We start from the raw sequence: 25,981 nt of genomic DNA on the forward strand, positions 1-25,981 counted from the left end.
AAGATGGACACAGATAAGCCCATCTGTGTCCATTCATGGTTTAGTTATTTATTCGGCTTAAGAAAGATTTTGGAAGTAAGCTTCTAGCGCTTCAGTCACTAACTGAGTCATGGGCTTACCTTGGCTTTCTGCTACTTCCTTCAATTTGCCATAAACCTCTTCTTTCAAATTTACCCGGTGGCGTGATTTGTTTGCACCATTGGCTGTTTGGGGATCGTAGCTAGCAGCAAATTCGCGGATGGCATCAAAACCAACGCGATCGCAAAAATCACCAAACTTTTCCTTAGATTTCCGAGATTTCTTAAAGTAAACAAAAATTGGCTCTAAGAAGATTTCTAAGTCATTGTGGTGCAGCTTTTCTATGTAAGGTTGTGCCAGTCGAGTCTGATTTGGCGAACCTCCTAACCATAATTGGTAAGATTCTGGAGCGCTACCGACAAAGCCCAATTCTGCTAGGTAAGGACGAGCGCAACCATTGGGGCATCCTGTCATCCTTACCACAAAATGCTCATTTTTTAAACCAACTTTATCCAACAGAGCGCGAATCCGCTCCAAAATACCCGGTATTGCTCGTTCTGATTCCGTGATTGCCAAACCGCAAGTGGGCAAAGCCGGACAAGCCATTGCATACCGCACTAAAGGTTCGATTTTTTTGGGGTCGTCTCCGACACCGTGACGGCTGAGAATGTCTTGAATAGCTTGCTTGCTATCTGGTTCGATATCGTAAAAAATCAGGTTGTGGTTGGCACTCAGGCGGATGGACAAGTTAAACTGCTCGACAATTTCCCGCAAAGCGGTTTTCAGTTGAAACGAACCTTCATCCTTGATTCGACCATTGTCAATGGAAATTCCTAAGAATAGCTTGCCATCACCTTGTTCATTCCAGCCGAGGAAGTCGTAATATTTAAACTCTGGCAGTGGTTTGAAAGCTTCGAGTGGTTTACCGAAATATTCTTCAACTTGGGTGCGGAATTTATCTACACCCCAATCGTTGATTAGATATTTTAATCTGGCATGACGACGGTCAGTGCGATCGCCATAGTCTCTCTGGGTCGCAACAATCGCTTTCACTATGTCGTAAACGTCATCCTTCGCCACATAACCGATGGGGTCTGCTAACCTAGCGAAAGTTTCTTCTTTACCGTGGGTTCTACCTAAACCACCACCAGCAAAAATATTAAATCCTTCTAATTGCTTCTTCTTATTGGTAATCACTACCAACGTTAGGTCTTGAGAATACAAATCAATCGAATTATCCCCTGGCACCGTCACGCAAATTTTAAACTTGCGGGGCATGTAGTAAGTGCCATAAATCGGTTCTTCGTTGTCATGGATAATTGTCCCATTTCCATTGCGCTGTCGGGCTGCCTTCACCTCTGGGGCTTCTTCAGCACTAATTGCCTTTTCTCCATCTAGCCAAATTTCGTAATAAGCGCCTGTTTGCGCTGTCAGCAAGTCAGCAATATTCTGGGCATACTCCCAAGCATACTGATACTCTGGGCGATTCTTAAAGGGGGCTGGTGGTGCCATCACGTTGCGGTTGATGTCACCACAAGCTCCCAAAGTCGAACCCAAATTTTTGACAATTGTAGCGATCGCTGATTTAAGATTTTTCTTTAAAATTCCGTGCAGTTGGAAACCTTGACGGGTAGTTACTCGTAAGGTGTGGTTGCCATACTCATCAGCTATTTTATCTAAAGCCAGATACAGCTGCGGCGGTACTAAACCACCGGGATTTTTTGTCCGCAGCATAAACTGGTAATCTTTTTCCTGTCCCTTGGTGCGGTTGTCGCGGTTATCCTGTTGGTAAGAACCGTGATACTTCAAAAGTTGCACCGCATTTTCAGTAAAATGGGTAGTGTCTTGAAGGATCTCAGTTGCTACAGGTTCACGCAAAAAATTGCTATTTTCCTTGATTCCTTCTAGTTTAGAAGGCTTACGGGTTGCGATGGGGGAAGGAGCAGATTTAACCATTAGACTTGTATATTATTCTCAATAAAGCATTAGTAGACCCCGAATCAGCACCCTTCGGCTACTTGATCCCCGGTAATCCGGCCGGAATAATGAGGAATAGTTTAATTTTAGCACGGCAAAAGCAGGCTTTGTCAGTGATGTAACACTTAACAAAACCAGCTTTTTGAAGTAGTGAGTTTTAAGTGCTGAGTCCTGAGTACTTAAGTAAAGTATAGACTGACTGAGGACTCAATAATCATTTATTTGAAGCGATAGCCTAAACCACCATTGATACTAACAGCAGGAGTATCGCTATTTTGGTAGGCACCAAGTCCGACTTTGGCGTTAGTGTAGACGAGGAAATTGTTAGCAACTTCCGATTCAATACCAGCACCTAACACAACTGAATCTTTGTTACCTATGGGAGTTGGTGAGCCATCTTTCTCTACAAAAGAATAACCACCAGTTAAATAGGCATTAGTTCTATTAGCGATAGGCACATCCACAGAAACTTCTGGAATAATAGCACTTGTCTTATCACTCCAAAGGACATTACCGCGTGCAGAAAACGGGGTAGTTCCTAATTTCACGCGACCTGTGACATTACCACCAAATGTTGCATCATCGTTGATACCTTGTCCGCCACTGGTAACGCCACCTGCAACACCAGCACCAATATAGCTAGCATCAGTACCTTTTTTGGTTTCAGCAGAAGCTTGACTTGCTGATAGAAGAAAAGGAGCAACTATTAAGGAAGACAATGCAGAAATTGTCACCAAAGATTTGAGTAGGCGTTTCATAATTGTGTCCAGAATTTGTATTTTTACTTATATATTTAAGGTCGAAAATCGTATGAGAAGGTTCCAAATGTTTTCCAGATTTTATTAAATGAATGTTGCCATTGATGCATGAAGTTTACAGCTAACTATCCCTGAGAATAATAAATAAGCTGTTATAATTAGATTCAACGTCTTTTAATCCGGGTTCTTTGTTCCAAGAATAGACGCTTTTAAAACTGGCACAATATTAGGAACTAAAACTAAGCCGGGATCTGGTAAATAAAATACCCAATTAACATTTTTGCGGAGCTTTTCACATAGGATTAAAAAGTAGGCTGTAGCATCCGTTGCAACAAGCTATAGAGGGAATCTATAAAGTTAATTTTGAGCAATTCTTGTGGAGATTGAATAATGCTAACCGCTACAAAAACGTTGTCTGGTTTGATGGGTTTATGTGTCGGTGATGCGTTGGGTGTGCCGGTGGAGTTTACTAGCCGCGCTGAACGAGTCAAATCTCCAGTGACAACGATGCAGGGTTATGGCACATGGAATCAACCACCAGGAACTTGGTCAGATGATAGTTCCTTAAGCTTTTGCTTGGCGGAATGCCTTTGTAGAGGGTATTCCTTGGATGCTATAGCCAATTCCTTCTGGCGCTGGTACAAGGAGGCTTACTGGACTCCCCGTGGCGATGTCTTTGATATTGGTCAAACTACCCACACAGCAATTATGCGCCTAAAACAGGGAGTTGTTCCCCATCAGGCGGGTGGAAAGGTTGAAAATAGTAATGGCAACGGTTCTTTAATGAGAATTTTGCCAATGGCTTATTGTCACAGAAACTTAACTTTAAGCGAACAGCTAGCGCGGGTGCATGATGTTTCGGCAATTACTCATGCTCATGCGCGATCGCAGATGGCCTGTGGCATTTATATTAGTATTGCAGTGGCGCTCTTGGAAGGGGCTGACCTGCAAACAGCTTATTTACAAGCACTGCAAGATATCCAAACAATTTATTCTGTCCGAGAATTTTTGTTAGAAAAGCCCCATTTTGGCAGAATTTTCAGTGGTGAGATTGCCAAGGTACCAGTGGAAGAGATTAATTCTGGTGGCTATGTGATTGATACCTTAGAATCATCCCTGTGGTGTTTACTAAATAGCTCGTCTTATTCTGAGGCGGTGCTGAAAGCTGTTAACTTAGGTGGAGATACCGATACTACTGCCGCCGTCACTGGTGGGTTGGCGGGAATTTATTACGGCGTGGAAAATATTCCCAAACAATGGATGAACCAAATTGCTCGTAGACAAGACATTATTTACTTGGCAGAGCGTTTTGCAAGGGCTGTTTACGCTTAGAGTTATTAGTTAAAAGTAAAGAGTGAGGAGTTATGAAAATCCTAAATCTTCACTCTTTACTTTTAACTTGTTGAGAAATCCACTGCAAGTAGGCTTGAGAACCGGCAACAATTGGTAAAGCAATAATTTCTGGCACTTCATAAGAGTGCAGTTCCCTAATTTTGGCTTCCAAAGTAGGGAATTGCGCCAAATCAGTTTTAATGAGTAATTGCCATTCTTGCTCTTTATGCAGTTCCCCTTGCCAGGTATAAATTGAATGGATTGGTAACAGACTGACACAAGCAGCGAGTTTAGCTTCCACAAGGGCATTAGCAATTGCTTCTGCCTCCTGCATATTGCCAGCTGTCACCAATACCACACCATAGCCAGCAGGTGTTTCCATAACCTCTAAACCGTCGTGGATAAGGAATAAACCTGACCATCAATCAGCAGTCGCGTGATGCCCTTAGCTTGCAAATGAGTCCTAGCCTTATGGAGCATTTTACTATCAGGAACTTTAATCACGCGATCGCGTTTAGTAGAAAAGCGCTTTGCCACGCGATGGTTATCAAACACCGGCAGAGTTCTTTGCTGGGTTTCCAGGTTAGGAATTTGCCCCAAGTCACCAAAGTCCTTGAGAGGTCGGGTAATTAATTCTGAAGAACGGTCAATTACCAAATAACAAGTTTTTGGCAAATTGGCTATCGACAGAGGTAAAACTTGAACTGATGCTTCACCTGGTCTTCGTTTTGTGACTAACGGTCTTTGGTCATCCAGGTCATCATCGTCATAGTCTTCTTCCTCAAAGTCATCATCTTCTAAATCATCATCTTCTAAATCATCCAAATCCTCTGATTCGTCTAGCAAATCTTCGCCCAGCATCTGCGCGATGACGGCCGCTCCTGGATGTTCATTCTTTAGCGGTGGAATGGGAATGCTGACTATTTCCGGCGGCTTTGGCTCTGGAGTTTCTAATTTCTCTGTGACTCGGAGCTTTGGTTTTTCCGTCGCCGAGGGACGACGCCGCACCCGTCTACTAGCAGCGAGTGATTCTGCCGTTTCCTCTGAGTAAAGTTGCTCCTCTACATGAATTACCCGACGCGGCAGTGGCTCAACCTTTGGTACTTCCACAGGGTGGCTCTCGATGGGTGGAACTTCTATCTCCGGCTCTGGTTCCGGTTGAGTCAACAGAGGTAACTGCTCATAGCTTACCTGCGCCCTACCCTCAGGAGTTCTCGCAGCCCGCTTCAAGGAGACTAAGTATTCATACTCATCTTCTGGCAAAGTGCTTTTGAGCAGGCGACTTATTGTCGAATTACTCACACCATAGCGGTCTGCCAAAGTTGAGGTTGTTTCGGCAGTCTCTCGATATAACTTAAGAATTTCTTGCTTGTCAGAATCTGTTAATTTTCTCACGGTAGATACCAAAAATCTTTACTAAGCTCGTTTACGTCCACTGGTACGCCGCGTTCGTCTTAGTGATGCGTCATATTCTAAGACAGCGCCCAGTCCAAATAACACTCCACTAAACACCCAAAATACTTCTAATATTTCCCCACTTTGATAATTGGGGCTTTGGGCATATTTGAACCACATATCTGCAATGTAGAGCGAAAAGGCCGCAGCTGCAATCATTCGCCAAGACTGGGAAACTCTTCCCCCCCAAAAGGCTAACAGTAAAGTGGTAGCAATAATTAACAAAACCACATCGCTAACTACGTAAAACCAATTCAAAATAGCGACTAGCAGTTCTGAGGGTGTTCCCTGTTGCATAGAAATCCACCATGCTAACAAACTACCGAACATTGCAATTGCTAACACAATTAGCCACTGCCATTTTTCCAGATTGATTCGCCTGGAAGCCACAGCTAAAATCATGCCTGCGCCAAGTAATAGATAACTAAGTACAAAAAATATATCGCCTAAAGACACATCCGGTTCATCTTTTAAAATTATTTCTGTATATCCGAAAATTATCCCCCCAACGAAATAGGAAAGCATGCCTAAGCCAATTAAGAGCCAAACATTTCGCCCACTGACGATTTGTGGACTCAGCCAGTTCCTCAAGCATAAGATACTTGCACCCAAATAAGCTAAAGCTTCAAAAATATTTGTGCCAATCACATACCATTCGGCCCGGCTTTCGATGCCATCTGCTCCGGGAACTTTGGCACTAAACAACAAAAAGTATAGCAGTGCCAGTACGGCCCAGCCAATATTAGCTAAGACAATGTTCTGAGTAGTGAAAATGGATTTAGAAAGGAACGAATTCTCGTAAGAGTTATTCATAAAACTTGACTATGTAGACGCACTCTGGCAGTATTTTGAGTTAAAGGACTGTATATGTGGTGGTGTGTCTGCTAAAAAATGCCCAATCAGACACCAAAAGCAAGTGCCAATGGCAGGAACTTTGTTAAAGAATTTCCATACTACTGCCATAGTTTACCCAGTGGCGATTGATTTAGCCAAGCCAGAAATAGCGATCGCTCGGCTTCTGGCATATCTTCTAGCTTATAAATCACTTGTTTGGTAAAATTAGCGTTGCCAAAATAGGATTTTCCTAATCTATGTAGTTCTTGTAACAATGTAACTACATGATTTTCTTGCCAATCAGGTATTTTGGCTGTCGGTAACGGATTAGTAGATACCAAATATTTAACTGCTTCTAGAGAAGATGTTTGGGGAAATTGTTTCTGCTTGAATACCTCTACAATATCTTTTTCAAATAATGCAGCTTGTCTAGCACCCAAAAACTCTTCAATGTCGATAGAAACACCTTGCAACAGCAAAATACTGGCTTGGATTAAAATTCCCGTTTTACCATGACTACCTGTGTCATTACCTAGCTGCTCTAAACGGATTTTACCCCAAACGCTAAAGCGTTCCGGTTCCTCCAGCAAAACACAGGCTTTACCTCGGTTATCCGTTAATTCTCTCCATAAGGCTCTAGCTTCTTCTTCTTGACTAGCTTTGAAAACACTAATCAAGCGAAAAGTCTGCCCTTGATAACTGAGGATCGGCACTTGCTGATCCTTTTTTGGGTGCTGAATGCTTGATATTTCAACATCCTGCCGTTTGAGAATAAACATGGCACTAGCAAATAACTCCTCACAGGGGCACTCTTAATATGGAATATATAATGGCATTTGGCAGCATCGCCAAGGCTGAAATTACCTAGCGTACTGTGAAAATGGGCCTAGCGATCGCCAGTTCTTTCCCGAAGGTAGCCGCCCATAGGAGGGTGGCGTTAACAGGCAAATAACCCTTTGACAACTCAATATATCTGAACCAATACTCCATCTGTTTCGTTTTCGATGTAGATTAACTAACTAGCGACTTGCATCTTAGCCTTGCTAGTAGTAAATCTGCAATTTTTGATTGCTTCTTGATAGGTGAACACGATATAATAGTGCAGGTGACTCCTTCGGGAGCCATTATTTTGTTTTGGGCGCGTAGCTCAGTGGATAGAGCAATTGCCTTCTAAGCAATCGGTCGCAGGTTCGAACCCTGCCGCGCTCGTTTTAACTTAATATGTACCCTCAAGCACCGTGAAGTGATATGATCATTTCCACATTTGAGGGTTCGTTATTGCTGCACCATACTAAGAACAAGGGTGATATTGCTGCTACGAAAGCAATGGCTGATCTAACCCTTAAAGGTTATTTAGTCCTCACGCCATTTGTTTGTGAACATTTACCTTTTGATTTTGTTGTCTACAAAGACGATAAATTTTACAAAATACAAGCTAAATACGCAGGAGATAACAGGGTAGTAAATAAAACTATTTGGGTAGATAAAAATGGGACTCATCAGAAGAAGTACAAAGTAAATGACTTTGACTTTTATGCTATTTATCTTCCTGATATAGATAAAGTTGTTTATCCATCAATTAACTTTAAGGGTTGCTACATAACTACCCAGATACCGAATTCAGCTACACCCTTTTACTGGTGGGAGGATTTTACAGACTTTACTGAAGCAGCATCTAAGCGAACCTACAAGGAGTTTGGCGTTGATTTAACAAGTAGGAAAATTAACCCAGACTCTAGAATTCATACCAGAAAAGTAGGAAGACCATCAAAAGAAGAACTAGAAAAACTAGTTTGGGAAAAGCCAACTGCACAAATTGGTAAAGATTTTGGCGTGTCTGATAAAGCTGTAGAAAAGTGGTGTAAGGCTTATGGGGTAGAAAAGCCACCTAGAGGGTATTGGGTTAAGAAAGCTTATGGAAAAGTAGAAGGACATTTAATAGCCCATAAGGAGGAAACAAGTCGTGACCTTAGCCTGAGTAACGACGTGAATTTCCGAATACTAAAGTGGTTTAAGTTGGTCTAAAAGTTTAGCATCAAGATATTTTTGTTCTATAACATCCACCGAATTATCACACCATTTTGCAACTACAGCAGTAGGAACACCTTTTGCAATTTGCTCAGATATGAAAGTATCACGACACGAATATGGTGTGGTTTGACGTTCTACTAATGGGTCTACAATTTTATCCCAAGCTCGACGCGAGAAGTTTCTATAATGTATTGATACTCCTTCAGGTGATGGAAATATTAAAAATTCCGGCTCAATATGTTCTGGTTTGATTTTTAAAATTAATTCTTGTAGTCGTTGGTTACAGTTAAAAACACGCTTTTTATTGTTCTTAGAGCCATTAACCCTCACCCTTTCACCATTTCCCACCTGAACTAATGCGCCTTCAAAGGTAATTTGAGAACAATCAGGTGTAATATGCTTCCATTGCAGACCGATAGCTTCTGATGGTCGGCATCCTGTTAAAAACAAAAACTCTACAAATGCTGAGTAATAACTGTAGCCTATACCTTTAGATGGTTTGTGATTTTTAAAAGCCTGAATTATTTTTTCTTTCTCTTCTTTACTGAAGGCGTTAGGTTGTGAATTATCTTGCCATTTATGCTTGGGAAGCTCATTATACATCCCTTCAAAAGGATTAAAAGTTATTAAACCATGTTTTATTCCCCATTTACAAGCTGCTGAAAGATACATGAGTACATCTTTGGCTTGTGAGGTAGTTGTTTGTTGCAACAATGCAAGTCTGATTTTTATACCCTCATCCAAATCTTGATATGGACAGCGTTTAATATGTTTTTCTAGTACAGCTAGTTTATCTAGTGTTCTAGGTTTTAAAGATGGGCGCTTGTAATTAATGTACCTATCCCACAGGTCTGAAATTGTTAATACCTTCTGCTTTTCGCCAGGAGTAACTATAGATAAATGTCTCTGTAGCTTGTACTTAGCCAGTGTTTGATCGAAGCTACCAAATGCAATGTCTAACTCTATCTGATGTGCTTTCTGTTCTGCTAGCTGACGATTTTCTGGTGTATCAGCTAAATTCAGAGTCAAATATTTTTGTGTACCTTTGTAAAGTTGTCTTGGCAGTCTCAGACGTAATCGACTTTGAAATGATTGAACACTTACTGTTCCTTTAGGCGCTTTTTGTGTTCTATCCATTAATTTTGACTATGAAAATAATTTGCTCTATAAAAATCATAGTCAAATCATAGTCAAAAAACAAGCTCATAGCCAAATCATAGTCAAAATCATAGTCAAAATAGCCAAAAATGGAAGTAAGAGAGTTAGCTTTTCAACATCCAGATTCCTCAAAAAGGCTGAAACCCTTACCTTTACGTTGATTATTTTGTAAATTTAAAAAGCCCGTGACGAGGATTGAACTCGTGACCTCACCCTTACCAAGGGTGTGCTCTACCACTGAGCCACACGGGCGAAATATAAATTTGGTTTTTTAGTTGTAAGTTACAATGCTGGGAGCTTTGCTCTTAACCCAGTCATTATAACTTATAACTTCGTAAGTGGTGGGCCGGGCTGGATTTGAACCAGCGTAGGCGCTAGCCAACGGATTTACAGTCCGTCTCCATTAACCACTCGGACACCGACCCGATTTGTCTCACGATTTAAAATCTTAGCACCATGTTTTATAAATTGCAAGTGATTAGAAAAAATAACTTGCAGGTAGAGATCGCAACAAAACTGCGTCTCTACCATCTAGATAAAAAATACTGGTTACACGCTCATCTCCAGCATTCGTTGCATTGGTCGCAGTGCAGCAAGGCGAATATCCTCTGACATGGTAATTTCGGGAGTGCGATTTTTCATTGCCCAGTAAAGCTTTTCTAGGGTGTTTAACCGCATAAAGGGACATTCGTTACAAGCGCAGTTATTCATCGGCGGTGCAGGAATGAAGTGCTTGTCAAAAGCTAGTTTTTGCATTTGGTGAATGATTCCCGGCTCCGTAGCAACGATAAATTCTTTGGTGGGGCTGCTTTGACAATACTTGAGTAAGGCGGCTGTGGAGCCAATAAAGCTGGCGTGGCGCAATACACTACTTTCACATTCTGGGTGTGCGATCGCCTCTGCTTCGGGATGGGCAATTTTTAACTGAACAATTTTCTTTTCCGAAAAGGTTTCATGGACAATACAGCTACCTTGCCATAGCAGTAAATCTCGTCCAGTCTGTTCCATGACATACCGCCCCAAATTCCGATCTGGGGCAAAAATGATCGGCTGTTCCTTCGGTATCTGCTCTACAATCTTGACAGCGTTGGAACTGGTGCAAATAATATCGCTCATCGCCTTGATATCAGCAGAGCAGTTGATGTAAGACACCACCAAATGATCTGGATGTGCTGCTTTAAAAGCTGCAAACGCCTCTGGTGGACAACTATCTGCTAAAGAACAACCAGCATCCAAATCTGGTAAAAGTACTAATTTATCGGGATTAAGGATCTTTGCTGTTTCTGCCATGAAGTGAACACCAGCAAAGACGATCGCATCCGCATTAGTTTTTTCTGCGGCTTTTGCCAGTTGTAATGAATCCCCAATAAAGTCTGCAATATCCTGAATATCTGGCTCTTGATAATAATGTGCCAGGATAACGGCGTTGAGTTCTTTTTTGAGACTCTGAATCGCGGCAAACAAATCTAGTGGTAGTTCACCCAGTTGGGTGTTTTCGCGTTGAGCTAGTGCAGTAGTAAACACAGTTTAGGGGTGCTTTATGTTGCAAATGTATGTCCTGTGGATTCAATTATAGTAGTTTTTACCAAAAATAGTGGACGGTTGATATTTTGGGGTTGTGTCCAAATCCGGCTGAGTTTCATATCCTGGAGATAGACGGCAAGGAAAGTGGCATGACCAGTCAGAAAACTCAATCGATAAACCTCAAAATTGCTGTAGTTGGAGATATTCACGACCAATGGGAAGTGGAAGATGGCGTTGCACTCAAACATTTGGGTGTTGACTTAGTGCTGTTTGTCGGGGATTTTGGCAACGAGTCGGTGGAAGTGGTCAGAGCGATCGCATCTCTCGATATTCCCAAAGCAGCCGTGATGGGCAACCACGATGCCTGGTACACCGCCACCGAATGGGGACGCAAAAAGGCTCCTTATGACCGCTCTAAGGAAGACTGGGTACAGGAACAACTCGATTTATTAGGTTCGTCCCATGTCGGTTATGGTAAGTTGGATTTTCCCGCTTGGAATTTAACTGTAGTGGGGGGTCGTCCCTTTACTTGGGGTGGCCCAGAGTGGAAATTCGCGGAAATCTGTAAAGAACGTTACGGTGTGACGAGTTTGGAAGAATCCGCCGGTCGCATCTTCAAAGCAGTTAAAAGCGCCGCTTACGAGACAATTATATTTTTGGGTCACAATGGGCCTAGTGGGTTAGGCGATCGCCCCGAAGACCCCTGCGGCAAAGACTGGCATCCAATTGGCGGCGACTTTGGCGATCCAGATTTGGGCGAGGCGATTTCTCAAGCCTTGACTGCTGGTAAAACCATTCCTCTGGTGACATTTGGTCACATGCACCGAGATTTACGCCATACCAAAAAGGTGCAGCGCAAGCCCATCTTTAGAAGTCCAGAGGGGACAATTTACTTAAATGCGGCTAGTGTCCCCAGGATTGTGGAAAATGACGGCGAGAAGTTGCGTAATTTTTCCATTGTCACCCTAGAGGCGGGTGTGGTTTCGCAAGTTTCCCTACTTTGGGTGGGGAATGACTTTCAGGTGGCACAGGAGGAAATTTTGTATGAGCGATCGCGTATTGTGTCGTAGACATTTGCATCCAGTAGTGCAATCTGCGTAGATGATACGATATAGTATTATCTGTCAGCTTTAGTGCTAACCAACAAAAACGCCTGAATAGCGTCTGAAAGTAGGGTAGGCATAAGTTTGACAGATTTACTGGAGAGGTGGCAGAGTGGTCGATTGCGTCCGACTTGAAATCGGATGAGGCTAAAACCTCCGGGAGTTCGAATCTCCCCCTCTCCGTTGAATAAAAATTAGATTTTACAAGTGTTTTTGAGTAAATCAACTATTAGGTTTTTTGGGATGAAAGTTGATTGAGTATCTTTAGCTATTTTTTCCTGTGAAGTGGCTTTGATTTCTTTATCAAATTTGAGTTCATCTCAAAACCATTACAAAACATACATAGTAAGGCTAACAAGGCATTTACTGGGTCAGTAAGCCTTAAATTTTTCCAAGGTGGGTAATTCCTAAGACCGCAAAAACAATTTTATGATGGCAAATTGGCTTGAAAATTAGTGTAATAAAACCGTAATACACCAACAAATTCGTAGAGATGCATTATACAGCGCTTCCGGCTATTATGCAATATAGTTTTCTCCTTGTCCCTCTCCTAATCATTGCTTTCAGCTTTTAGGATGTACCTCATAGCTGCTGGAAGTGCTGTATTGAATCAGAAGAGAAATTAGCACCCTTCTTTCTATTTGCATCTGGATGAGTTGCCTGAATATTATCAATAGTGTCAGAACCACCAACTGCTAATGGTTTGATGTGATCATAGTGTAAATCATCGCCATAGTATATTCCTGCACCTGTCAAGGCACATTGATTTCCCTGACTCTTAATCAATAACCTTTTGTCTTCCTCTGTCAAACGAAGTCTTCTATCCTCTCTCTTAAAATCACTTTTGATAATTTCGCGTAAAAGTAGTCTTTTCTTCCTTATTCTTGACAGAAAATCGTCAATAGTTACTCTTTGGGGATCTGGCTTTGTTGTTCTTAATGTTTCCAATTGGCTTACCTTAACTAAGGTGTCATCTTGACTAGAAGCGTTAATTTTAGGTTTGCCACCACCTAAGTAGTTATTAAAATTAGTATTTAGTTTCTTGCTAAAGAAATTTGCTATAGTTTGATATCTTTCAAGGGTAGGAGAATAAAAATGTGAACCTTCTTGAGCAAAAATAGCTATATTTTTTGCTATATAATTTGAAAATTCAATAGAGAGAGAAACACTTTCAAAATCACTTCTAGAAACCTTCTCTTTTTCTAATACTGAAAATGCCCATAAAAGACATTCACAAACTAACCTATTAGACCTTATTGCCCTTGATTCTAAAGTTGAATTTACTTTTTCAACCAACTCAAATCTCTTAATAAGTTTAGTGCATAAGTCTTTAGGATCAGAAGTTAAAGCTATCAATTCATAAAGCTTATCAATAGTTTCGGTTCTTGATTGACTAGATGCATAACTTCTAATGGGAAGCATACTAAGGATTAGCTGTTTACGCACAAAAGTTAGAATCTTTTGAACTTTAAATTTAATATTATCTTCTGTTTTAGTATGTTTTAAAAAAAGCTGATATGTTTTTTCAGCTAGCACTACGTCATTAATTAGCAAATCCTTAAAACATTTAGTTACAGGGTCATTTAAATATGCAGCATTATCAATCTCTGCTTTCTTCAAGGGTGTAATCCCAGAATTATATCGTGAAAATATTTCTTTCTTAATCTTATCTTCTAAATCGCTATCAAGTTTAGGTTCATTAACTACTGCAAATTCAAATACTCTAAGTTTAGAATCAAAAAATAGGTCTTGAATTTGAATGCTCAAATCTTGAAAGGATTTTTTTCTTAGTTCTTTTAGCTCATATAAACCTTTCTCAGTCAGCTTTAAGTCTTTTTTAAGAAAACGCAAAATTGTTTCAAATCTTTGCCTACCATCGATTACTTCTTTTGTATTTCCGCTATCAAATAGTATTATTGGTGGTATTTCTGTTCCAAGCAAAATACTCTCTATAAAAAATGTTGCTTTCTCAGGAGTCCAAACATAGTTTCTCTGATAATAGGGGTCATATTTAATTTTATTTAAGTTTCTTTCTCTAAACAAGCTTTCTATACTTTGCGAATATGTACTAATTTTTAAGTGAGATGAAAAAATTCTTTCAAAATCAGCTTGTTTCAAAAATATGTCATCCATATATTCTAATAGTTACCTCATAAAACGTATTTTTAAATTCAGCTATAGAAAGACTATTTAACTTTTGACTGATATATAATAATACCAGTATATGTATAAGCTATGAAGCAGTGTATCATCATTTTATGGAAAACTGTAACAGATGATAGCTCTTCTTAGGCGTATAGTAAAAGTGATCGCTCCTTTCTCCCCATGCTTGCATTATGCTATCATTTTGGTAAATTCTACTTTGAAGTAAAGCGATGGCTACCCTTTATGTAAGAAATTTACCCGATGATTTGTATGCCAAGCTGCAAGAGTTAGCGGCATCTGAACACCGATCAATTAATGCACAAGTTATAACTCTGTTAGAGCAAGCTTTGAAAACTGAAGCACAGCAAATAGAAGACCAGAAACGCCAGAATGTACTTAAAGTCCTAGAAGAAAGTCGCCAGCGTCGCCGTGTGAATCCAGCAGACTTCGGATTACCTGATAGTACTGAACTGATTCGAGAAGACCGCGACAGATGACCACCCCTCTAAGATGCGTGTTAGATACCAGTGTGTGTATCAAGTATTTTATTACTGATCCACTAACTGCCAAAGTTAATCAACTTTTCGACCATTTTGCCAATCCACAGACGGAAATATTTGTTCCAGACCTCTTTTACATTGAGTGTGCTAACGCTTTATTGAAGTACGTCCGTGCAAGGATGTACACTGCTGCTGAGATTCAGACAGATTTAGCCACCCTCAAAGCTTTTCCGTTGCGTGTTGTCTCTACGACTGATTTGATGGCGGATGCAGTTGCGATCGCATTAAATTATGGAATCTCCGCCTACGATGGCTCTTATGTGGCTCTTTCACAACAGGTAGGTGCTACTTTGCTGACTCTTGACGGTAAGCTGGTAAAGGCTTTAGCTGCTTCGTCTTACAATGTTTGCTCGTTTAATGACTTGGAGGTTCCGCCGTTGGAGTCAATGTAGAAGCGATCGCCTCTTCTCCCCATATATTTAACCCCAAAGTATTAGATAAGACTAAACATCTCGATATAAACTCAGAATTGGGGGAATTGAATTTTTCTCACCGATTTACTTGGTTGCAATAAAATTAGTTTGTACAGGGGATACCTGCTGTTTTTTTAATATTCAATTGTCAAAAATGTCTTTTACTTATAACCGCACGGTTCGTTTTCAAGATACTGATGCTGCTGGAGTAGTTTATTTTGCTAATGTTTTGGGTATTTGCCATGAAGCTTATGAAGAATCTTTAGAAGCATCAGGCATTAATCTCAAAGATTTTTTTACTAATCCATCTGTAGCTTTCCCTATTGTTCATGCTAGTGTCGATTTTTTGCGCCCTATGTTTGGCGGAGACAAGTTGCTGATTAGTTTAATTCCTCAAAAAATAAGTGTTGATAAGTTTGAAATTACTTACGAAATTAGAGTGGCTGAGGTGGTTGTTGCTAAGGCTATTACTAGGCACGTTTGTATCGATGCAAGTAGTAGAAGTAAGCAGGAATTACCTGATGAGATTATTCAGTGGTTGGAGACGAACCGCAGAGACGCAGAGGGCGCAGAGAGAAGAAGGTCGAGGGAGATTATGTGATAGGGTTTTGGAGGAATTCTGTGGCTATTTGCTGTAATTGTTGGCGGTTGATTTTACCTTGGGAGTTGCGAGGTAGGTTTTGCTGGGGAATCCAATATTTTGGGATTTTAAATTTGCTGAGTTTGTCTTTGAGTAGGGTTTGAATTTTTAAGGCAGAGATATTTGATTTTTTGGGAATGTAAATCGCTGTTAAGGCTTGTCCCCAATATTTATCTGGGATGCCAATGACACAAATATCGGCAACCATTTGAGTTGCTTGTATAGCTGATTCAATCTCTGCTGGGTAAATATTTTCTCCACCTGTAATAATTTTGTCGCTGTTACGTCCGAGAATATTTAAATGACCTTGATCGTCTAAAAAGCCTAAATCATCTACTTGGAAATCAGTTTGATTCTCTATGATTGTAGGATAATAACCAAGGGCTAAAGATTGAGTCTGAATGGTGATATTTCCTATTTTATTGGAATTTAAAATTTCGCCTTGCTGATTGCGAATAGTTACTTTGGCATGGGGAAGAATTTGACCACTGCTAATTTTACCACCGAGAAAATCATTTGGTTTGAGGGTGGCGATTTGAGAGGCGGTTTCTGTCATGCCATAAGTAGGTGCTAACCGGATGCGATGAAATCTGGCTTTTTCTAGTAGTTCATTCCACGCTGGCGCACCTCCTAAAAGTACAGTATTAAATTGGGATAGCCATCCAGTTAACTCTGGATTTTGCAGGAGGCGTTGTAATTGAGTTGGTACTAAAGATATAAAAAAATCCGATTGTTTAATATTTAATATTTGGCTAGATTCTACAGCTTTAAATGGCAGAATAGCCAGTTTACCTCCGGTGATGAACGAACGCATAAATTGCATTAACCCGCTAACGTGATATAGCGGTAACACGCAAAAAGAATTAACTTGTTTTAGTTGAAAGTATTCTGTAAAGCCTTGTACAGATGAGATGAGAGTTTCCCAAGTGTGAATGGCAAACTTAATTTGTCCTGATGAACCACCTGTAGGAATCATAATGCTATTGGGAATTGGGCATTGGGTATTATTATGCTCATTCCCTATACCCCATGCCTCATTCCCCATTCCCAAAATAATATCTGGTTGTACTAAATCAAAGACTTGTTGGCATTCTTGTGTTCCCCAGTCGGGGTTACAAAGAAAAACTGGACAATTCGCCGCACAAGCGGCAATAAAACTTGCTAAAAATAGTAATGGTTCGCGTTCGGCTAAGATGATTTTTGGTGGTGTTCCAGACGCTGATAGTTGTGTTAGTTCTAAATATAATTCTTGAGCTATTTGATTAAATTTGTGGCTATTATAACCAATAAGCCAATCATCCTGAACCAGATTGTTAAGGCAGTCTAAAGGTCGTTCCATAAACTTTGAAGCCACGTATCTTCTTGTTCAAAAAAATGGTCGATGCCAAAACCAATTGCCCTGTTGTTTCGGGATAATTCCGCCGCTAGTTGGAGTGCTGCAAGTCTACCGATCGCAGTTTCAAATACTGAAGAAAATACAGTATCAATTTTATGTTGGTGGCAAAACTTTCTCAGCCGAGATGGTGATCCAACTATCCCAGGCTTTATGACAAAAATTCCTCGCCAACCTTGTTGATAACAGGCAGCGAGTTGCCCAAGTGTGGCGACAGATTCATCTAAAGCGATCGCAGTTTTATAACACCTACTTAATTCCAACATCTCCTGAAATTGCTCAACGGGTAGCGGTTGTTCGATAAATTCAATTTCTAGGGGTAGTTCTGGATTTGCCTTGAAATTGTCGCAAGTCCGCAGCCATAAGTTAGCTTCTTCATGGCTGAGTCCACAGTTGGCATCTAATCGCAGTTTGGTAAAGGCTGGTAAGGTTTGTATCAGTGACTCAAAAATTTCTAGTTCATCAGTGATCGCATACACACCAATTTTCCACTTAAATGTGTGATATCCCTGCTCCCACAACGTTTGCCACTGATTTAAAGCCGCTTCCCCGGCTGATAATAAGGCACTGTAGAAGAGTGAATTAGGAGTTAGGAGTGAGAAGTTAGGAGTTATAAAATTATCTCCTTCATCTCCCCCACTCCCCACTCCCCACTCCCCACTCCCCATCTCACAAGCTGACTCAAAGCCAAATTGACAAGCAGGTAACTCATCTGGAATGGAGAAAATTATCTCGTCTGTGATTTCTCCTGGGAGTTGGCGACAAAAATCTAAGCCTTGTTCCACGGTTTCGGAACCAAACCAGCTAATTGGGGCAATTTCTCCCCAGCCGACTTTACCTGATTCATCGGTAAGGCGAAGAATAATACCTTCACGGATACCCCACTTACCATGATTGGTAGTTAGCGATCGCACAAATCTTCGCCGATAGGGACGAAATTGAAATTTGTAAGTCATTAGTCAACATTTATTAGTGATTCTCCCAATTCTCAATTCCCAATTCCCTAAACGATAAATCCCAAGCCGAAAAGCAAGCAAGCCCAGAAATGCACGGCTACAGCGATGAATTTACAGTTACTAACTTTGTCTGGTTGATTATGATTTTCTTGAACGTGGCGGCATAATTTAAAGGCGAAGGGTAAACTTACCCAACTCAGCAATGTCCAAATTGGAGAAATCCCCCACAGTACAAACAGCAAGGTGAGGGGATAAATGCTACCAGTGAACCAAACTAGGAGTTGCGCCCCTTTTTGGGTTCCTAGACGGACGATAGGCGATCGCTTACCTGCGGCTATGTCATCCTTAACTTGGTGGAAGTGTGAGCAAAACAAGACTAAGGTTGTGGCAATCCCGACAATCACTGAGGCTGCTAAACTTGTGATTGACCAAGTTTGGGTTTGGCTGTAGTAGGCTGCCTCCACCGCTAAGGGGCCAAAGGCAAAAAAGCAAAGAATCTCGCCTAAACCCTGATATCCTAAGCGAAAGGGAGGCCCTTGGTACATATAGCCCAATCCGCAGCATAGTACAATTATGCCGATAACAGTTAGGTCTTGTTGCCAAAAGGCGATCGCTAGTATGCCCAGCAATCCCAAACCTAAACACAAGTTTCCTAACCAAAATACTAATAGCTTATCGCCTGTTAAATTAACCAGAGAATGGTGCTTGTTTTGATCAATACCTGTTTCTGAATCAAAGACATCATTACTGATATTTTCCCAGGCAAGAATTAAAATTGCAGCAGCTACAAAAGTAGAAAATACTGTACTATTGAACATTTTAGTTTCTGCAAATGCTACTGCTGTTCCTACCCAAATGGGCATAATGGCAACGCTGTACATTGGCGGTTTAATCGCTGCCATCCATAACTTAGTGTTGGGATATAAAATTTGCTTGGTAGTCATCAGTTGTGATTAATTAAATTGCCGGAATAGTACTTACTCTTGAGGTTTTATGATTTAAAGAGATGCTAGATATACATGAGCTAAAAACAACTACTACTTTGACTGTGGCTCGTTCACATCGCGTTGTTAACACTCCACCCTCACCTTGGCAGTCTAAGGCTGGAACTGTCTTGTCCGGGTCTAGGAACACCACAAACAAGGTAAACTCTACGCTGGTGAAATAGCAACTTAATATGTTACCTGTAGAAATACGACCACGATTTATTACACTTTAGGAAGTTAACTTAAAAAAAATTTACTATAGAGCCATGACAGTTTCACCATGTCGTAGCAACCTCTTTGTAGAGGACAAAGATTTATATCAATTTTTGGTAGCGGTGCAAGAAAAGTGCGTCAAAAATAATTGCAGGCAAATTGTCAGTATCTCTCAGGAGATCGATTTAGTTGACCCTTTACTTGTATTAGATAAACTTACACAAGCAAATGAAATAAATTTTTACTTTGAGGACAAAAGTAAAGGAGAAGCGATCGCAGCAATAGATGCTGTGGCAAAGTTACAAATTGATGGTGCAGATCGTTTTACTCAAGCTGAACATTTTATCAAATCTTGTCTAAAAAATATAATTAATTTTGGTAACATTAGCCAAGGTTTTTCTGGGCCTCACTTTTTTTGTTATTTCAGCTTTTTTGATAAAAATGCCCAAGTAGATTATCCATTTCCATCTGCTACCATCTTTCTTCCACGCTGGCAAGTAGCTGTTAAAAATCAGCGTTGCATATTAGTAACAAATATAATTATCAATAAAAGTGTAAATATTCAAAGATTATTGGAGAATGTGCAAAATAAAATTGATTTTGTCCAATCTTTAGAATATTACTCTCCTAATATTAATCCTTTTTCAGCAAAGTTATATAAGAAATCCGTCACAAATCCTGCCCAATTTAAACGTTCAGTAACATCTGTTTTGGAAAAAATCCGGTCTAGTCATTTAAGCAAGATTGTCTTAGCAGATATATTAGATGTAAAATCAAGCAATCAGTTTGACTTAGTTCAATCCTTAAATAATCTTAGGCAAATACATCCTAATTGTTATATCTTTTCTACAAGTAATGGCAAAGGACAAAACTTTATTGGGGCAAGTCCAGAAAGATTAATTAGTATTAATAATCAACAGTTAATTACTGATGCTTTGGCTGGTTCTGCACCACGAGGTAAAACCCCTGCTGAAGATGCAGCTAATGCCAATCGCTTACTTAATAGTGAAAAAGAAAAGCACGAACATTCGCTGGTACTTGATTTCATTACACAACGCCTATGTCAACTAGGTTTGTTACCACAGATATTAGCACCACGGCTGCGACAATTATCGAATATCCAGCATTTATGGACACCAATAAGTGCTATGGTTCCCGCTAACATCCATCCATTAAAGATTGTTGCTCAGTTGCATCCTACACCAGCCGTTGCCGGTGCAACACGAGATGTTGCTTGTGCGGAAATACGTCGTTATGAAAACTTTGAGAGGGGTTTGTATGCTGCGCCTCTGGGTTGGATAGATTCTCAAGGGAACTGCGAGTTTATTGTGGGAATTCGTTCAGCCTTGATTGATGGCGATCGCGCGAGATTGTATGCTGGTGCTGGTATCGTGGCTGGCTCCGATCCTGATAAGGAGTTTGCAGAGGTACAACTGAAACTTCAGGCGTTACTGAAAGCATTAGTTTAAAGAGACTTCCAAATTAAAAAACATCCAAAGATTTCTCTGCATGAAAGCATATCTTTATAGTTCCAATATCGTAGATGCTTTATGAAAATTGAAGTGGTAAAAGCTACTCAACAACAGAAGTCAGTGTTGGGTAATTTAATGGAACTATACCAGTATGATTTAAGTGAGATAGAAGCTAAAGATGTAGATGCCTGCGGCTTATTTGGCTATCGATATCTTGATTACTATTGGACAGAACCTGAGCGACACCCATTTCTAGTTAAAGTTGATGAGAAACTGGCAGGGTTTGTACTTGTTAATCAGCATACCTGCCTTCATCAAGATAACAATGCTATGTCTATTGCTGAGTTCTTTATCCTCAAGAAGTATCGAAGTAAGGGCATTGGTGAACAGGTAGCTACTCATATTTTCAACCACTTTCCCGGCAATTGGGAGGTACGCCAGACTGCTTTGAACTTAGGCGCACAAGCTTTTTGGAGCAAGGTAATTAGTCAATACACTAATGGAGCTTTTAATGAGGTTTTCTTAAATGATGAGCGATGGCATGGCCCAATTAAAACTTTTTACAACTCAGATAAACTATTGACATAAAAAATACACCGATTTATCCGGTGTATTTCTAGCGTTACTAAAGCATATACTTTTGATGATATCTTACACTAAATCTTGATGAGTAAAAGCTTTAGCATTGGCCCCAGCGTAAGTAGCTACAATATGACCATCGCCAGTCATTTGATATTTGTATGTGATTAATCCTTCTAAACCAACGGGGCCACGGGGAGGCATTTGTTGCGTACTAATCCCTACTTCTGCACCGAAACCATAGCGGAAACCATCAGCAAATCTGGTAGAACAATTGTGAAATATATTAGCTGAATTTACTAATCCAAAGAAAGTTTCCACAGATGTTGAATCTTCAGTAATAATCGCGTCAGTATGACGAGAACCATATTCGTTAATATGCGCGATCGCACCTTCTAAAGAATCTACAATCTTTATCGACAAAATAAAATCGCTGTATTCTGTTTCCCAGTCTTGCTCTGTTGCAGCTACGATATTAGGCAAAAGTTCTAAGGTGCGTTTATCACCTCTTAATTCTACATGACGTTCTTGCAAAGCCTCAGCAACTTTTGGTAAAAACTCTGTAGCAATTGATTGATGAACTAGCAAAGTTTCAATCGCATTACAAACAGCAGGATATTGGGCTTTGGCATCAACGGTAATCGGAACTGCTTTAGAAATATCAGCCGCTTTATCTATATAAAGATGACAAATCCCGTCGGCGTGGCCTAATACAGGAATCCGTGTATTTTCTTGCACAAACCGTACAAAAGAATTAGAACCTCTAGGAATAATTAAATCCACATATTTATCTAATTTCAAAAGTTCTAAAGTTTCTTTTCTAGTTGTCAGCAACTGTACCGCATCAGGGTTAACGGCAGTTTGAGATAATCCTTGCTTAATTGCCTTAACTATCGCTTCGCAAGAACGCACCGCTTCCTTTCCACATTTGAGGATTACACCATTTCCCGATTTGATCGCCAAGGAGACAATTTGAATCGCCGCCTCTGGACGTGCTTCAAAAATAATCCCCAAAACGCCTAAAGGACAAGTAATCCGCTTGAGAATTAAGCCAGTATCAAGTTCGCGGTGAATCTGTACTTTACCAATTGGATCGGCTAGTTTACCAACATCTCTTACTCCAGCGATCGCGTCTCTTAATTTATGTTCATCCAACTGTAAGCGTTTATAAAGTGGTTTAGGAATTCCTTCGGAAGTAGCAGCTTCACAATCAGCAATATTTGCTTGTAAAATTTGATCTCTAGCTGATTCTAAAGCTTGGGCGATCGCTTCAATCGCCTGATTTTTTGCCTCAGTGGAGAGAATCGCTAGCTTACTGGCAGCTTGGCGGGTTTGCCCTGCGATCGCAATTAGGGGAGAAGCAATGTTAAAAGTAGTCATAGTACAAATCTTTACCTTTTCCTCATCTTATCAATCTGAGGTTATGTTCATCATTCGTCTTCCTCCAATCGGGTGAACCATTTGGGTAATCAGCAATTACTCTGATTGGGTGAAGCTAGACTGGGTGTAAAACATTTATTCTCTGAATATCAAACACAGGCAAAAAGGCATTAAGTTTACAGCACCAAAAATATTGTAAGTATTATTACAGGTTTTATTTGTAAATCTTAAATATGATTTATGCGTTCCCCAGGCTAGAGAGACATAGTAATGTATGTTTTTCTAGCCTTTTACTTAAGTAAATAATTTATACTTTACTTATTTAAATTTTTACTGATTAGATGTATAAATCTTGGTGTAGAGACTAGCAATTGCAACGTCTCTACAAAGATTACTACTGTAAGACTAGTACGTGGGTTCCCTTCTGCCTTCTGCCTTCTGAATTACTTATTAGCCCTGCAATCAATCGCAAGGCTAATCTAGTAGAGGTTTTAGTTATTTCACTTTTTCAAAACTACATTGAAGGAATTTAAATATCCATTAATGGTTTTAACTAATGTCTTCTGCTGTTTTTTTGTAGTTATTGCCATTACTTGATATAGTCTGCCTTCAGCAACATACATTCTACTTTTAGTAATTTTCCCTCCAGAATTGATGTACTCAATTTCTTTGCCAGGATGATTATTGGAACTACGAATATTTCTTTGACTAATTAAATTACTTTTCGTAGTCTTTAAAGCCATATCCCGTGCATTATTAAGTACAGCTTGGGGATCAGTCATTTGACCATAACTATAAGGAAAATCATTGTAAGCGACTACATAAGCTACTTGCTGTTTTGGTGGTTGAGCGACAAATATTTCTAAGGTAATTTCCCCCATATAAGTTTTTTGATATTGGGTATTTCTGTTGGGGCTTCCCGGCATCAAAATAGTAAAGCGTCCATCTGGAGCGGTGTATAACTTCCATTGTGGCTGCACGGGTTGAGAAACCGTTGGTTTAATAACAGCCTTTGGAGGTTTGGGTTGACGCGCTTCCACCAGAACAGAACCACCACAGATAAAGGTGGCGGCGATGAATGGCAACAGACTTTTAACTGTCATAAGTTTTACCTTTCGAGATGCTAATCTCACTGATGATGCTAGCTGTTATAACCTAGCAGCACATAAAGCAGCACCTATTAGCCCCACTTGGGGGTTGAGGATAATATACACGGGTATTTCTTCCAGGAGACGGCGCATCCTACCTTTTTGGGTGAAGTTTAATAAGAAACCACTGTTTTGGATTAAGGGCAAGATTTTGGGCGCAATTCCACCAGCGATGTATAAACCACCATAAGGTAGAAGTTTCAGGGCGAGATTGCCAGCTTCTGCACCATAAGCCTCTATAAATAATTGCAAAGTTTGTTCTGAAAGGCGATCGCTACCTTGCAATGCAGCAGTACCAATGGCAGCACCGGGATCGACGCTTTTCTCTTCCTGTCCCGCTTCTTGTTCCCAAGTTCTGACGATTTGGGCAATGTGTGGTGATTCGGCGGCGAATTTGCGATCGCGCAAAAATTGGTAAATTGCCACAATTCCCATTCCAGAAACCACGCGTTCTACAGAAACGCGCTGGATATCATGTTTACCCAGCAGGTATCTCAAGAGTTGAAACTCGATCTCATTCCGAGGGGCAAAGTCAGCGTGTCCACCTTCTGAGGGAAAGACTTGATAGTGGTTTCCCTGCTTAATTAAAAATCCTTGCCCTAAGCCAGTACCAGCACCAATAATTCCAATTGGGGTTTCGGGTTGAGGTTTGCCAACTTGTAAGGTATGCAAGTCTTGTTTTTGTAAACCTAAAATGCCGTAGCCAATGGCGGCGAAGTCATTAATTAAAGAAATATGCCGGATACCTAATTCTTGTTGTAGACGTTCGGTATCCAGGAACCAGACTAAATTGGTTAGCTTGGCAGTATTTTTGACAATGGGGCCTGCGATCGCAAAACAAGCCTTTTCTGGTATTGGTGTATCGGCTTTCATCAAAAACTGTTGCACAATTGGTACTAAATCGGGAAAATCAGCACTGTGGTAACTTTCCTGATAAATAGTATGTGTTGATGAGTCTGATGTTTTAACCAATCGCAGAATAGTTTTCGTACCGCCGATGTCTCCTGCTAGTAACAAAGTCATAGAACTTATTCGTGAATTAATTACTTTTTTGTAGGATATACCCAAAGTAACAGAAGCGATGAACCCAAATCTCTATTAGAGGTTTAAGCAAATCGAATAACTTCTTCTATGTGGGTTAAATGGGAAGTATCGCCCGTTAGTTCTAATAACCATTCTGGATCTTGGCGTACCACTTTTACCAGAGAACATAAAGAAGCCTTAACTTCTATTTTGGCAATTTCCCCCACTAGCCCCATTGCTGCGCCCAACACAGATGCACCATGTGCCACTAGCAGGATATCCTCTGGGAAGAACTCAGTAGCTAAACATCTCGCAGTTTGCCCAGAACGTTCTCGTACTTTTTCGTGAGTTTCAGGAAATTTGGCGGCGATGCGCGAAGTATAGCTGGTGTCAATCCTGGGGAATAACTCTGCTAATGCTCTAGTTGAGAGTCTTTCAGGTTCTTCTGTCATCCAAACTGGATTTAGCCATTCACTCAAACCTGTTTCGAGTTTAATCGGTAACTTGAGCATTTCTGCAACTGCATTTGCCGTTTGTACGGTTCGCAGAAAAGGAGAAGCGAAAATATGGCCAATATTTTCTCCTTTTAATCGTTTAGCTAACTGCTGTGCCTGCACCATACCATCATCAGACAAAGGTGGATCGTAGCGTCGTTCGGCGGTGAGAAACCAATCAGGGTTTACGAAATCGAGGCGGTTAGCGTGTCTTGCTATCCAGACTATTTGACTCATGAGTTTAATGATTCCGGTGAATAGAATTCGCCGCTAAACAAATATAGATATCTGCAACGAGGGCTGCAAATATTAATATATGACAAAAATCGTAATAATATTTAATAATAAGAATAATTAGGAAAATTTATAAGTACTGTCAATGTAGCTTT

The 25,981-nt window shown here is 40.4% G+C and carries 24 protein-coding genes and 4 tRNA genes; 10 read left to right on the forward strand and 18 right to left on the reverse strand.

Features of this window, described 5'->3' with window-relative positions:
• Positions 1–57: 57 nt before the first annotated feature.
• Together sir and H6G97_RS02610 are read right to left on the reverse strand one after the other, a co-directional pair.
• Positions 58–1,974 (reverse strand): sulfite reductase, ferredoxin dependent, encoded by a 1,917-nt coding sequence (gene sir, locus H6G97_RS02605; protein WP_190939164.1) that lies wholly within the window; start codon positions 1,972–1,974, stop codon positions 58–60.
• Positions 1,975–2,213: 239 nt separating this feature from the next.
• Positions 2,214–2,753 carry a porin family protein gene (locus H6G97_RS02610; RefSeq protein ID WP_190912553.1) on the reverse strand — a complete coding sequence of 180 codons (540 nt, stop codon included), beginning with the start codon at positions 2,751–2,753 and terminating at the stop codon, positions 2,214–2,216.
• Between the two features lie 390 nt (positions 2,754–3,143).
• Between H6G97_RS02610 and H6G97_RS02615 the strand changes: the two genes are divergently transcribed.
• Entirely contained in the window at positions 3,144–4,085 is a 942-nt protein-coding gene (locus tag H6G97_RS02615) for an ADP-ribosylglycohydrolase family protein (RefSeq protein ID WP_190939165.1), read from the forward strand.
• A 49-nt stretch (positions 4,086–4,134) separates the two neighbouring features.
• Here H6G97_RS02615 and cutA read toward each other — a convergent pair whose 3' ends face one another.
• The 4 genes from cutA to H6G97_RS02635 all read right to left on the reverse strand — a co-directional run bounded on the left by cutA (position 4,135) and on the right by H6G97_RS02635 (position 7,153).
• Positions 4,135–4,467, reverse strand: coding sequence for a divalent-cation tolerance protein CutA (gene cutA / locus H6G97_RS02620; RefSeq protein WP_190939166.1), 333 nt, complete (start codon positions 4,465–4,467; stop codon positions 4,135–4,137).
• A 5-nt stretch (positions 4,468–4,472) separates the two neighbouring features.
• Positions 4,473–5,480 (reverse strand): transposase, encoded by a 1,008-nt coding sequence (locus H6G97_RS02625; RefSeq protein ID WP_190939167.1) that lies wholly within the window; start codon positions 5,478–5,480, stop codon positions 4,473–4,475.
• A gap of 21 nt (positions 5,481–5,501) precedes the next feature.
• Positions 5,502–6,353, reverse strand: a complete 852-nt coding sequence (locus tag H6G97_RS02630) for a hypothetical protein (protein ID WP_190939168.1) — start codon at positions 6,351–6,353, stop codon at positions 5,502–5,504.
• 140 nt (positions 6,354–6,493) lie between these two features.
• Positions 6,494–7,153: an Npun_F0813 family protein gene (locus H6G97_RS02635; RefSeq protein ID WP_190939169.1), complete on the reverse strand. Its 660-nt coding sequence runs from the start codon at positions 7,151–7,153 to the stop codon at positions 6,494–6,496.
• A gap of 357 nt (positions 7,154–7,510) precedes the next feature.
• On the opposite strand from H6G97_RS02635, the gene H6G97_RS02640 reads away from it, so the two are divergent.
• Positions 7,511–7,583, forward strand: a tRNA-Arg gene (locus H6G97_RS02640).
• Positions 7,584–7,622: 39 nt separating this feature from the next.
• Positions 7,623–8,399 (forward strand): group I intron-associated PD-(D/E)XK endonuclease, encoded by a 777-nt coding sequence (locus tag H6G97_RS02645; RefSeq protein ID WP_199349223.1) that lies wholly within the window; start codon positions 7,623–7,625, stop codon positions 8,397–8,399.
• Here H6G97_RS02645 and H6G97_RS02650 read toward each other — a convergent pair.
• The 4 genes from H6G97_RS02650 to nadA all read right to left on the reverse strand — a co-directional run bounded on the left by H6G97_RS02650 (position 8,376) and on the right by nadA (position 11,087).
• Positions 8,376–9,542: a tyrosine-type recombinase/integrase gene (locus H6G97_RS02650; protein WP_190939170.1), complete on the reverse strand. Its 1,167-nt coding sequence runs from the start codon at positions 9,540–9,542 to the stop codon at positions 8,376–8,378. The genes H6G97_RS02645 and H6G97_RS02650 overlap by 24 nt on opposite strands.
• Positions 9,543–9,743: 201 nt before the next feature.
• Positions 9,744–9,815 (reverse strand) — tRNA-Thr (locus tag H6G97_RS02655).
• Positions 9,816–9,902: 87 nt separating this feature from the next.
• Positions 9,903–9,988 (reverse strand) — tRNA-Tyr (locus H6G97_RS02660).
• A gap of 124 nt (positions 9,989–10,112) precedes the next feature.
• Positions 10,113–11,087 carry a quinolinate synthase NadA gene (nadA, locus tag H6G97_RS02665; RefSeq protein ID WP_190939171.1) on the reverse strand — a complete coding sequence of 325 codons (975 nt, stop codon included), beginning with the start codon at positions 11,085–11,087 and terminating at the stop codon, positions 10,113–10,115.
• A gap of 149 nt (positions 11,088–11,236) precedes the next feature.
• Between nadA and H6G97_RS02670 the strand changes: the two genes are divergently transcribed.
• Together H6G97_RS02670 and H6G97_RS02675 are read left to right on the forward strand one after the other, a co-directional pair.
• Positions 11,237–12,157, forward strand: coding sequence for a TIGR04168 family protein (locus tag H6G97_RS02670; RefSeq protein ID WP_190939172.1), 921 nt, complete (start codon positions 11,237–11,239; stop codon positions 12,155–12,157).
• Between the two features lie 131 nt (positions 12,158–12,288).
• Positions 12,289–12,373, forward strand: a tRNA-Ser gene (locus tag H6G97_RS02675).
• 399 nt (positions 12,374–12,772) lie between these two features.
• Here H6G97_RS02675 and H6G97_RS02680 read toward each other — a convergent pair.
• On the reverse strand, positions 12,773–14,323 hold the full coding sequence (locus H6G97_RS02680) for an HNH endonuclease family protein (protein ID WP_190939173.1): 1,551 nt from the start codon (positions 14,321–14,323) through the stop codon (positions 12,773–12,775).
• A 242-nt stretch (positions 14,324–14,565) separates the two neighbouring features.
• Between H6G97_RS02680 and H6G97_RS02685 the strand changes: the two genes are divergently transcribed.
• The 3 genes from H6G97_RS02685 (at position 14,566) to H6G97_RS02695 (ending at position 15,909) form a co-directional block, all read left to right on the forward strand.
• Positions 14,566–14,832, forward strand: a complete 267-nt coding sequence (locus H6G97_RS02685; protein WP_190939174.1) for a FitA-like ribbon-helix-helix domain-containing protein — start codon at positions 14,566–14,568, stop codon at positions 14,830–14,832.
• Positions 14,829–15,287, forward strand: a complete 459-nt coding sequence (locus tag H6G97_RS02690) for a type II toxin-antitoxin system VapC family toxin (RefSeq protein WP_190939175.1) — start codon at positions 14,829–14,831, stop codon at positions 15,285–15,287. Before H6G97_RS02685 ends, H6G97_RS02690 begins: the two co-directional genes overlap by 4 nt.
• A 175-nt stretch (positions 15,288–15,462) precedes the next feature.
• Entirely contained in the window at positions 15,463–15,909 is a 447-nt protein-coding gene (locus H6G97_RS02695; RefSeq protein WP_190939176.1) for an acyl-CoA thioesterase, read from the forward strand.
• On the opposite strand, the gene H6G97_RS02700 is transcribed toward H6G97_RS02695, so the two are convergent.
• The 3 genes from H6G97_RS02700 to menA are packed head-to-tail and all read right to left on the reverse strand — an operon-like array spanning position 15,902 to position 19,241.
• Entirely contained in the window at positions 15,902–17,287 is a 1,386-nt protein-coding gene (locus H6G97_RS02700) for a 2-succinylbenzoate--CoA ligase (RefSeq protein WP_190939177.1), read from the reverse strand. The two genes, H6G97_RS02695 and H6G97_RS02700, sit on opposite strands and share 8 nt — an antisense overlap.
• Complete coding sequence (locus tag H6G97_RS02705; protein WP_190939178.1) at positions 17,272–18,297, reverse strand: o-succinylbenzoate synthase; 1,026 nt, start codon at positions 18,295–18,297, stop codon at positions 17,272–17,274. The genes H6G97_RS02700 and H6G97_RS02705 overlap by 16 nt, the downstream gene beginning before the upstream one ends.
• Before the next feature lie 47 nt (positions 18,298–18,344).
• Positions 18,345–19,241 carry a 2-carboxy-1,4-naphthoquinone phytyltransferase gene (menA, locus tag H6G97_RS02710; protein WP_190939179.1) on the reverse strand — a complete coding sequence of 299 codons (897 nt, stop codon included), beginning with the start codon at positions 19,239–19,241 and terminating at the stop codon, positions 18,345–18,347.
• A gap of 308 nt (positions 19,242–19,549) precedes the next feature.
• Between menA and H6G97_RS02715 the strand changes: the two genes are divergently transcribed.
• Together H6G97_RS02715 and H6G97_RS02720 are read left to right on the forward strand one after the other, a co-directional pair.
• On the forward strand, positions 19,550–20,965 hold the full coding sequence (locus tag H6G97_RS02715; RefSeq protein WP_190939180.1) for an isochorismate synthase: 1,416 nt from the start codon (positions 19,550–19,552) through the stop codon (positions 20,963–20,965).
• A gap of 81 nt (positions 20,966–21,046) precedes the next feature.
• Positions 21,047–21,556, forward strand: coding sequence for a GNAT family N-acetyltransferase (locus tag H6G97_RS02720; RefSeq protein WP_190939181.1), 510 nt, complete (start codon positions 21,047–21,049; stop codon positions 21,554–21,556).
• A gap of 63 nt (positions 21,557–21,619) precedes the next feature.
• Here H6G97_RS02720 and H6G97_RS02725 read toward each other — a convergent pair whose 3' ends face one another.
• The 4 genes from H6G97_RS02725 to H6G97_RS02740 form a co-directional block, all read right to left on the reverse strand.
• Entirely contained in the window at positions 21,620–22,927 is a 1,308-nt protein-coding gene (locus H6G97_RS02725; protein WP_190939182.1) for a glutamate-5-semialdehyde dehydrogenase, read from the reverse strand.
• Positions 22,928–23,427: 500 nt separating this feature from the next.
• On the reverse strand, positions 23,428–24,030 hold the full coding sequence (locus H6G97_RS02730; RefSeq protein WP_190939183.1) for a hypothetical protein: 603 nt from the start codon (positions 24,028–24,030) through the stop codon (positions 23,428–23,430).
• A 45-nt stretch (positions 24,031–24,075) separates the two neighbouring features.
• Entirely contained in the window at positions 24,076–25,098 is a 1,023-nt protein-coding gene (locus H6G97_RS02735; RefSeq protein ID WP_190939184.1) for a glucokinase, read from the reverse strand.
• Between the two features lie 83 nt (positions 25,099–25,181).
• The gene (locus tag H6G97_RS02740; RefSeq protein WP_190939185.1) at positions 25,182–25,829 is read right to left on the reverse strand and encodes a histidine phosphatase family protein; all 648 of its coding nucleotides are present in this window, start codon (positions 25,827–25,829) and stop codon (positions 25,182–25,184) included.
• Between the last annotated feature and the right edge of the window lie 152 nt (positions 25,830–25,981).

Source organism: Nostoc flagelliforme FACHB-838, assembly GCF_014698065.1.
Taxonomy (GTDB): Bacteria; Cyanobacteriota; Cyanobacteriia; order Cyanobacteriales; family Nostocaceae; genus Nostoc; species Nostoc flagelliforme_B.